Source organism: Bacillus sp. MUM 116 (genome assembly GCF_001866655.1).
Taxonomy (GTDB): Bacteria; Bacillota; Bacilli; order Bacillales; family Cytobacillaceae; genus Neobacillus.
This window is the reverse complement of record NZ_MLYR01000139.1, coordinates 1-9,469: the sequence shown is the minus strand read 5'-3', so window position 1 is coordinate 9,469 and position 9,469 is coordinate 1. Positions and strand designations below refer to the sequence as shown.

Annotated in this window: 9 protein-coding genes and 2 pseudogenes; 9 read left to right on the top strand and 2 right to left on the bottom strand. The window is 33.1% G+C overall.

The features are described from left to right. Positions 1-168 (top strand): IS3 family transposase (locus BIV60_RS28865; RefSeq protein WP_141770562.1); only part of this gene is annotated, 168 nt, incomplete at its 5' end. A gap of 214 nt (positions 169-382) precedes the next feature. Here BIV60_RS28865 and BIV60_RS25630 read toward each other — a convergent pair. After that, complete coding sequence (locus BIV60_RS25630; RefSeq protein ID WP_071358530.1) at positions 383-955, bottom strand: TetR/AcrR family transcriptional regulator; 573 nt, start codon at positions 953-955, stop codon at positions 383-385. Positions 956-1,127: 172 nt separating this feature from the next. On the opposite strand from BIV60_RS25630, the pseudogene BIV60_RS25625 reads away from it, so the two are divergent. The 7 genes and pseudogenes from BIV60_RS25625 to BIV60_RS25600 all read left to right on the top strand — a co-directional run bounded on the left by BIV60_RS25625 (position 1,128) and on the right by BIV60_RS25600 (position 8,237). Then, positions 1,128-2,600, top strand: a pseudogene (locus BIV60_RS25625) (DHA2 family efflux MFS transporter permease subunit). Positions 2,601-3,324: 724 nt separating this feature from the next. Beyond that, positions 3,325-3,813: an MGDG synthase family glycosyltransferase gene (locus tag BIV60_RS30695; protein WP_371261595.1), complete on the top strand. Its 489-nt coding sequence runs from the start codon at positions 3,325-3,327 to the stop codon at positions 3,811-3,813. A gap of 104 nt (positions 3,814-3,917) precedes the next feature. Then, positions 3,918-4,265 carry a hypothetical protein gene (locus BIV60_RS30690; RefSeq protein WP_256218553.1) on the top strand — a complete coding sequence of 116 codons (348 nt, stop codon included), beginning with the start codon at positions 3,918-3,920 and terminating at the stop codon, positions 4,263-4,265. A gap of 168 nt (positions 4,266-4,433) precedes the next feature. After that, positions 4,434-4,979, top strand: coding sequence for a hypothetical protein (locus tag BIV60_RS25615; RefSeq protein WP_071358529.1), 546 nt, complete (start codon positions 4,434-4,436; stop codon positions 4,977-4,979). A 597-nt stretch (positions 4,980-5,576) separates the two neighbouring features. After that, positions 5,577-6,761 carry an MGDG synthase family glycosyltransferase gene (locus tag BIV60_RS25610; RefSeq protein WP_071358528.1) on the top strand — a complete coding sequence of 395 codons (1,185 nt, stop codon included), beginning with the start codon at positions 5,577-5,579 and terminating at the stop codon, positions 6,759-6,761. Positions 6,762-6,784: 23 nt separating this feature from the next. Further along, the gene (locus BIV60_RS25605) at positions 6,785-7,474 is read left to right on the top strand and encodes a polysaccharide deacetylase family protein (RefSeq protein WP_071358527.1); all 690 of its coding nucleotides are present in this window, start codon (positions 6,785-6,787) and stop codon (positions 7,472-7,474) included. Positions 7,475-7,847: 373 nt separating this feature from the next. Beyond that, a complete protein-coding gene (locus tag BIV60_RS25600; protein WP_071358526.1) occupies positions 7,848-8,237 on the top strand; it encodes a PepSY domain-containing protein in 390 nt (129 codons plus the stop codon). Between the two features lie 712 nt (positions 8,238-8,949). Here the strand turns inward: BIV60_RS25600 and BIV60_RS30685 are convergent. Continuing rightward, positions 8,950-9,108, bottom strand: a pseudogene (locus BIV60_RS30685) (peptidase G2 autoproteolytic cleavage domain-containing protein); the annotation flags it as partial. A gap of 173 nt (positions 9,109-9,281) precedes the next feature. On the opposite strand from BIV60_RS30685, the gene BIV60_RS25590 reads away from it, so the two are divergent. After that, on the top strand, positions 9,282-9,469 hold a 188-nt coding region (locus tag BIV60_RS25590), incomplete at its 3' end, for a helix-turn-helix domain-containing protein (RefSeq protein ID WP_141770561.1).

Below are 9,469 nucleotides of genomic sequence, written 5' to 3'. Positions count from 1 at the left end.
TTTGGAATTATGAAATCTGAGTTCCTCTACATAAAGGAATTTGAGAGTGTCGAACATTTTAAAGTAGAATTACAAAATTATATTAATTACTATAATACGAAACGGATCAAGGCAAAATTAAAAATGAGTCCGGTACAATACCGAACTCATTTTACACACGCTGCCTAATGAAATAACCGTGTCTAACTTTTAGGGGTCACTTCATATCGCTGCGGGAAGTTGGGGGTTTTTGATTTCTAATTTTTTGAAAATCTAATAAAATCTGCTCAACATCACTTCACTCACCATGGTAGTACCTTTTTATTACTTTCTTTTCCCAGGGAAATGAGACCTTCAAGATAGTATGTATAATCAAGTAATTAGCAAAAGAATTAAATGATTATTAATAATCGTTACTTTTAGTCATTACTTCAGCTCTGTACATTAAATAAATTTGATTTGCAATATAATCTGAACTAAAATGAAGCCCCTTCTTTATCCACCACATGATGATGCCTACCAATGAAGCTGTTTTAATATCAATCGCAACATAATCATCTGGTAAATTCTTTTCGGTATTCTTCCTTCTTGTTCCTACTAGTTGCTTTAATAATAAAAACAATTGATCCTCAAATTCATTCATATTAAACAAAAGTAGTAAATAATTTCGATGAGTATACAAATAATCAAGCAATTGTGTTACCTGTTGTTTTTCTGATAAATCTTTTGCATGTATTAAAGCAACTATTTTATCAGAAAGCTCATTTAAAATCTGATTAGTGATTTGCGTTAGTAAATCTTGAATATCCTGATAATGTAGGTAAAACGTTGTCCGATTTAATCCAGCTTTGGCTGCGACTTTCTGAACCGTTAAGGTAGGAATAGTGGAGCCCTCGCTTAAAAGAGAAAAGACAGCCTCTTTAAACATCTCTCTTGAACGAATTGTACGAGGGTCTTCTTTTTTGGGTGTAGACATATTTATCTCCCTTTATAGATTTTTCTTTGATTTCTCAACAGCTTATATTCTGTATGTCGATTAGTGAACAATTTCAAAAAAACTGTTCATGGTCAGGAATATATACTTTTGTTACTATATATTTTATCGACACAATGTTGAGAATACAAGTCTAGAATAAAGGGGTAAATGAATGAATAAGGAAATAACAGAAAGTAATAAAAAAATCTTATTAATCGTACTGATTGCTGGCTGTTTTTTATCCACATTAAATCAAACTTTATTAAACGTTGCATTGAGCAGTTTAATGAACGTATTTCATGTAACTCCAGCAACTGTTCAATGGTTATCTACAGGCTTTATGCTAGTAAACGGCGTCTTAGTGCCAATCACGGCGTTTTTAATGAAACGTTTTACAACAAGGCAGCTATTTATAAGTTCGATGTTCTTTTTGTTCATCGGATCTGTACTTTGTGCCTGTGCGATGAATTTTGGCATGCTGTTAACGGGAAGAATGATTCAAGCAATTGGTGCTGGAATTATTATGCCTCTAATGATGACAGTAATTTTATATTTATATCCTACCGAAAAGCGCGGAAGCATTATGGGAACAATTGGCTTTGCGATGATTTTTGCTCCAGCCATCGCTCCTACATTATCTGGGTTTATCATTGAATATGTATCATGGAGATGGCTATTTATTGGGTTAGCTCCCTTTGTATTAATTGCAATTGTTCTTGCGTTCAAATATTTAATGAATGTTGCTGAAACAACAAAAGCAAAATTAGATATTGCAAGTGTCATTTTATCAACGATTGGATTTGGTTGTATTTTATATGGATTTAGCGTTGCAGGAAGTAAGGGATGGGATAATCCAGTTGTCATTACAACAATAGTCGTTGGAATTTTTATTACGACTCTATTTTGTTTACGTCAAATAAAATCCAAGGATCCATTATTAAATTTATCCGTATTTAAATATAAAATTTTCACTCTCACATCGTTCATTAATGTCCTATTAACGATGATCATGTATGCAGATTTAATTCTTTTACCAATATACTTACAGAATGGGCGAGGTTTTACAGCTTTTGAAGCAGGCTTACTTTTATTACCTGGAGCTGTGATTAATGCGATCTTATCACCTGTCACAGGTAGAATGTATGATAAATACGGAGCTAAGCCACTCTTTATTACAGGCCTACTATTTATTGTTATTTCCATGTGGGGAGTCATTCATTTAACAGAATCCACAACCTATATGTATTTAATGGTACGCACGATTATTTTACGAATTGGATTAAGCTTCATTTCTATGCCTTTGAATACAGCAGGGCTAAATGCTTTACCAAGAGAGCTGGGTTCACATGGTTCAGCAGTAAATAATACCATTCGCCAATTAGCAGGTGCTATTGGAACAGCAGTTGTTATCACTGTGTACACAATTCAAGCAACTTCACATGCTACTGAGCTATCTAAAGGAAATCAAAACATTAATGCAATGTAACTAGCAAAATTAGCTTCTATCTTTGGCTCTAGTAATGCCTATATACTAATGTTAGTCTTATCTTTTGTGGCATTAATTTTTGCGTGCTTTATGCCTAAAAAAACAGCAATACAAAAAAGCATGTCAAAAAAAACAGTAATGCAAGAAAGCCAAAGTTAATTTCATAACAGATTTACGTAACATTGCATCATTCCCGCTCTATTGTTTTTTTGACAGGGTTATGGTAGGTGTTAGTTTAATTAAAGAAAAAAAGAGAGAGGAAACGTTTTAAGTGCTCGTTAAATGATCTTAATATTTGAAAAAGAACAAGCTAGGTATTTGCTACCTAGCTTCCTTTATACAATCCTCTCTACCATTTAATTCAAATGGTCGCCCCATCTTGTGAAGTAGAGGATGCAGTATGAACTTCACCCCTACTTTTTATTTTTCTTCTCATCTGGATTGGCTTTACTGCCTTTCGAGGTTTTTTGTGATTAAAAATGAAAGGAAAACTATTCTGAAAGGGAATATCAAATAACGTATATTCATTTTAAGGAAATTGTCTTAACATGTTACTTCATTAATTTTGATAGAACTCGGAAAAAGGATGTCCAAACAACTTTTTTTGGACTCTTCTTTTTATATATGTTTCTAACCCCACTTGATACCTTAAAAATACCCTTATTTTATCATTAGGAATTTATTAAAAAGGGAGTTTATAAAGAAATTAGTGATACATTGAAAGAGAACAAATCCTATAAGCAATTAACAGTAGATGATCAAAATGAAAAAGGTTTTGTTTTTACCATTTCTACTGATGCAATCAGGACATCATCAAGTTGCTGATGCATTAATGGATATATTAAAAAGGGAAAAAGACGAAATTACAGTTTAAAAAATAGACTTGCTAAGTTATACTAATCAATCTTTCGAGAAATTGATTACAAGTGGCTATCTAAAATGGATTCGATACGCACCAGAGATCTACGATCTTGCATATAAAAAGTTCTTTTATGGACCAACTACCAAAGAACATTCATTTAAATGGTATCATTATTTCTTTTTGAAAAAAATGGAACAATTGCTAATGGACGAAAACCCAGATTTAATCGTTTGTACACATGGTTTCCCATCCTACCTTCTTAGTCAATTAAAAAGGAAGGGGAAATATAACGTATCAATCATAAATGTGTATACTGATTTCTTTATTAATAATGTATGGGGAAGAGAAGAAATTGATTTTCACTTTCTTCCTAGCCAGGATGTAAAAGAAGAACTCAGAAAAAAAGTATCAAATACCAGAGATAAAATAATTGTCACTGGGATCCCGATTCATAAAGAAATTACCCAAAAAACAAAGTTACAAATCAATAAAATCTTCTCAAAGTATTAGTGGCGGGGGGAAGTAATGGTTTGGGAGACATTTTAGAACTACTAGAAGGAGTTAAGCAATCTACACAAGCTGAGTATTTTGTCCTTTGAGGTAAAAATAAAAAATTGTATGAAGAAATTCTTTCGTGGAATTTAGCTCATATCAAACCACTGGCATATATTTCATCAAGAGCGGAAATGAATCAACTTTATGATGAAATGGATGCAATTGTTACAAAGCCTGGTGGAGTCACCATTAGTGAGGTTTTACAAAAGAGGCTTCCGATTTTTATTCCTTCCGTACTTCCGGGTCAAGAACAAATAAACCATGAGTATTTAAAAAATAAAGGGATGGTTTTTGAATTTAAAAAGGAAAAAACCTTTGAAAAAGATAACCTAGATATACTAAAGGATTATAAAAAAATGAAACAATGGGAGCTCTCAATTGATTCTTTCAAAAGGGGATTGAGATAGAAGGGGCATGGGAAATAGTAAAGATTTTAAAATGGATTCTTGAACAACAAATTAAAAATTTCCCATCAAACAAAGTTGTCCGATCTAGAGCTTTTCGTCTTGCTAAGGCTTAATAAAGAAAATGTAGTACTTCTGAATTTGGGTAAAAAAGATTTGGAGGGTTTTAATATGAATATTTCTAAAGTATTTATTAGGAATATAGAAATTCCTATAAAAAATGGAACGTTAGGTTTAGTTAAACATGGAGATGTGTCTACAATTGAAGTTGAACTCGAAGTACATCCAACCATAGTGAGCTTTATTGAAACATTTGGTTTTGCTAAAGAAAAAGTCACGATTCATTTTAAAGATCATACCGAAATTATTGGGGAATTTAATATACACTCAAGAATATCAAGTATTTTGTTGACAAGTAATATAAAAGAGATAGAAGGAGTTGACGATCTATCTCTTCTACCACACAAAAAAAAGTCTATACTCATTCATTCCGTTGAGGGAATTTCTATAGACAAGGAATTTAAGACAAAACAAAAATCAATGCTAATCTCCTTTTTAACATCGTTGCTTGAAATTGAAATAGATGAGGAAAACCGTATATTTATCAAAACATTACTTGAAAAAATAATAAAGGAAGAAAGTCTAAATTCATTTGATCGGTATATTAAGGATGAAATTTATTACAATTTGGAAGATGCTATGGCTCAAAAAAAATAAATAGTTTTTATCTACTTCAAATTTTTCTATTTCCAAGTAATTGTAGTTCTATCTTGTTGTCCTTTAATTCGATTAATTTCAACCAATCCCTAGCGTAGGTTTTTCACAAAAAGTTGGCGATTCCCCATTATATCAATTCTTTTTTAATGGAAATCAACCATTCTCGAAAATTAACAAACTGTTTTTCAAACACCGAAAAGGAAAAAGGCGATTCCTTAACGTTCTGGAAATCGTCTTTTTGGTGTGTTAAATTGTGTTGTTTATTTTTTTTTGTCCAACCACCAAGTAAAGGGATTTTATCATCGTGAAAGACAGTCTCGATATCTTCAAAGTGAAAAAATTCTTCCTGATCGGGACCATCATCTAAAACGGCCCAAAAACATACCCTTTCTGAAGATTCCTAGCTTCACTGCTTTTGCTTTTTAGAGACCACGTGGTTGGTTCTGATGGATTTTTTTGGTGATTAATAAGGTTTGGATATATATGGAAATATACGTATAAATAAATATGCAGAACAATTGGCAAATCTAATATTAGTAAGGGTATGACTCGAAATCGTGATAAGTATAAAAATACCATTTTAAGGAGTGGAGATCGATGAAGGTAGTAAAAAAGGAAAAGATTTTAATTCTAACTGGAAATTATGGAGAAGGTCATGTTCAAGTAGCTAATGCTCTACAAGAAGCTATACAAATTCGATTTCCTACCCTAGAATCTGTGATTGTTGATTTTATGGAATGGGTCCACCCCTATTCTAATCAGGTAAGCCGTTTTTTATTTCTGCAGGGAGTGAAAAATTTTCCGGAAATCTATGGCTATATTTATCAAAAAACACGCAAGATGAACACTTTTTCAAACATGATGAAGAAGTTCTTATCAACTGGGATTGGACGAATGAAAACTTTAATCGAAGAAGTTCAGCCAACCGTTGTAGTCAGTACTTTTCCGTTAGCGGCCGCTGTGATGTCAAAGTTAAAAATCTATGGTTTAAGCAATGTGATAACCGTGACAACGATTACCGATCATACCGATCATAGCAGCTGGATCTATCCTAATACAGATCAATATTTGGTCGGCTCTAAAGCAGTCCGTGAAGCATTGATAAAATTAGGTGTGGAAGTTGATCGAATTACAGTTTCAGGGATTCCGATTCGACAGCAATTTTCTCAAACTTTTCACCGAGAGAAAATTTGCGAGAAGTATGGTTTAGATTGTTTTATGCCTACGGTTTTGGTAATGGGAGGCGGTTATGGCCTGATTGGTGATGGTGGTTCCACATTTCAAAGGTTTGAAGAAATACCCAAGCAAGTACAATTATTTATTGTTTGTGGGTATAATGAAAAACTTCAAATGCAATTGAAAGAAATGCTTAAGAATTCCAAACATCTGGTTCATGTGACTGGTTATATTCACTATGTTCACGAAATCATGGCCATTTCCGATGTTATGATTACAAAACCGGGAGGAGTCACTACGTTTGAGGCGATTGCCATGAAATTGCCTATGTTGCTTTATAAATCAATTCCTGGTCAAGAGCAGGATAACGCTAAATTTTTAGTTCGTTCCGGTGTAGCAATAGAGGCCAAAAATGAGCGTGAATTAACCAATCTTTTAACCAAATTACTGTGCAATGTAAAACTACTTCAAGAGATGAGGGAGAATTCAAAACGATTTCATCCTAAAGAAGCTGCGTTTGCATTGGTTGAAGTCATTGATGCAATTAATCGTACAAAGGAAAACCAGTATCCTATAAAGGATTTTATGTATTCGCTGAGTTATTAAGTCAATTAAGGAGCGTGCATTAAATGACTAAGATTCTTCTTCTGGTGGTTCTCTTACTGACATTGTACTGGTTGGTTCCCTTTATCCTAACTGCCGGTATGGGGATCGGAGTATTAAAGCGGAAAGAATCATCTGAGAAGATTGCTTTTACTTTTGATGATGGACCCAATCCGGTTTATACACCGCAGCTTTTAGATTTGTTAAAGATAAACAATATAAAAGCAACGTTTTTTGTAGTTGGTTCTAACTCAGAAAAGTACCCGGAGATGATTGCAAGAATTCATTCAGAGGGCCATTTAATTGGAATGCATAATTACGTGCACAAATCCAATTGGGTTATGGCTCCGTGGACACTTCGAAGGCATTTAAGAATGACCGCTTCCATTATCGAAAAAATTACCGGGAACCGTCCAGTTTATTATCGTCCGCCATGGGGATTAGTAACGCTATTTGATTTTCTTCTAATGAAACAATATAAGATCATCCATTGGTCGGTCATGGCGGAAGATTGGCGCAGTCAAGGGGGCAGTGAAAAAGTCAAATCAAGGCTGCTACAGAAAATAAAAAAGGGGGATGTCATCCTTCTGCATGATAGTGGAGAAACCATGGGTGCGGATGAAGATGCTCCACTGAATACCATCCATGCATTAAAAGAGGTCTTTAAAGAACTATCAAGACAAGGTATGACCTATGCAAGAATTGACGAATTATAGTACAGAACCGTCCACTTGGCTTATTCCTAAAAAAGGTATTGTTGCAGGAAATTGTAGAGTGATAATCGTCCCAGGATTCCGGTATAAAACTGCTCATTACCTAGGTGATGCTTGAAAGAAGTCCTTAGAACGTTAAATCATAATATATTTTCATAGTCAATAAATTTTAATATTTCTTCTAAAAAATAACATGGCCAAATCTTTAACAAAAAGAGGTTAAGTGTAGTAATACAGGTATGTCCAAGTAAAAAAGCATGGCTAGATATTATTAAAAATTTTTAATTTCTGTTTAAGAGTAAATTTAAAGATAGGATGTAGTATTGTATTTGTTAGTCGAAAAAAATCTAGCAATTCATTCATTGGAGGAGATTTAATGATTGGAATAAAATTTTTAGCTTCAGTATTATCCCTAGGACTTATAGGTGGAGAAGCAATTGGTGCAAATGCAATTCAATCAATTGTTTCAATAAACAAAGATAAGACAGCACCAGTAGAGGAACAGGATTCAAAAGAACAAGCACAATTACAAAAAGAAGCTTCGATCACACCAGCTCAAGCAACAAAAACTGTATTGGATCAATATCAAGGTGGTAAAGTAAAGCACGTTGAATTGGAAGGTGAAGATGGGTTTGCTGAATACGGTGTTGAGGTTACATCTAAAGATGGCAAAAGATTTGATGTAACGATAGATGCCAAAACAGGAAAAATTCTAAAGGAAGAAAATGAAAACGATGAAAAGGGTAAACTAGATCCAAATAACTAAAAAGAATGATGGTTAGCAAAATTTAACTTTATAATTGCTAGTAAATTACTAATATACTCCCTTTACAAAGTGTAAAGGGGGTTTATTATTTTATCTTTTAAAACGATGTGCATATTAAAAAATATAATGATATTGGGTCTTATAATAATTACAGTAAACCTTCTATTAGGTAAATGATCATTATGAGGCAATTTAAATAATTTTTAAAGAGAAACAACTACTCTTTTGTATGTAAATTATAGAGGGATAGGAAAATAAGAAAGATAACTTTTAATAAACGAAAGAAATTTAAATTTTCGAGAAAAGGTGTTATCTTTTTCTTCTTTTTTGAGGAAAACTTTTTTATTGTTTCTGTTTCTTTAATAAATTTTTTAATTTCAATATGTGCTAAATTCACTTTATAAATGAATTTACGCCCGGACAAAATATGTAATATTATCCAAGTACCACCACCAAACGGTCAGCAAGGAAAGGATATTCGGCAGGATAATAAAATAGAAGAAAAAAAGGTAAAGACACGGAACGGAGGTAACTTTTTAATCAAGCAGCGTACGTTTGGATCGAGGAGGGGGACCGTACCGCCGAGAAAAACAGAGAAAGGAATTGTTTCCTAATAATATTTATTTAAAACCACCCGTAAAAAGGGAGGATACTTACTTTTAATCCTTTATTGATGTGTATTATTAAAAATACTAATTTTCTGCTTTTTTATCTAACGTACTAAGATCGGAATTTGAATAGAACCAGTACGTTTTAGTACAAAATATCTTTTCTCTGCTTTTGTTGCAATTCCATTATGATTCGACCAGCAATATCCATGAGCTTCACAAGTCCCATCATCTCGTTCCAGTACTTGAGCAATTAATCCGACATCTACCCCTTTCAGACAAAAGTTGGTTCGGCGTGACTTTTAAATTATTTCCAGCCAGTTGCACTGCTTCTTTTACAATTTTATATAGGGCAGGGTATGTTAATCGTTTTTTATTCACAATTGATCTGCCCCGTGAATGTTAGACACCAAACTAACATTTACGGGGTGTTTTTATGTCCAAATTTACATTCGAAAAGAAATTAGAAATTGTTCAAAGATATTTAAGTAATGAGGGAGGTTATAAGTCCCTTGGTAAAAGATATCGAATTTCGCATAATCTCATCAAAAAATGGGTTCTACAGTATCAATATAATGGTGAGGAAGGGCTTATTAAAAGCTATACAAACTATACAGTTCAGTT

Coding starts and splice junctions, on each gene's coding strand:
- BIV60_RS25630 (WP_071358530.1), bottom strand. CDS start 955: ATGTCTACACCCAAAAAAGAAGACCCTCGTACAATTCGTTCAAGAGAG.
- BIV60_RS25615 (WP_071358529.1), top strand. CDS start 4,434: ATGAATATTTCTAAAGTATTTATTAGGAATATAGAAATTCCTATAAAA.
- BIV60_RS25610 (WP_071358528.1), top strand. CDS start 5,577: ATGAAGGTAGTAAAAAAGGAAAAGATTTTAATTCTAACTGGAAATTAT.
- BIV60_RS25605 (WP_071358527.1), top strand. CDS start 6,785: ATGACTAAGATTCTTCTTCTGGTGGTTCTCTTACTGACATTGTACTGG.
- BIV60_RS25600 (WP_071358526.1), top strand. CDS start 7,848: ATGATTGGAATAAAATTTTTAGCTTCAGTATTATCCCTAGGACTTATA.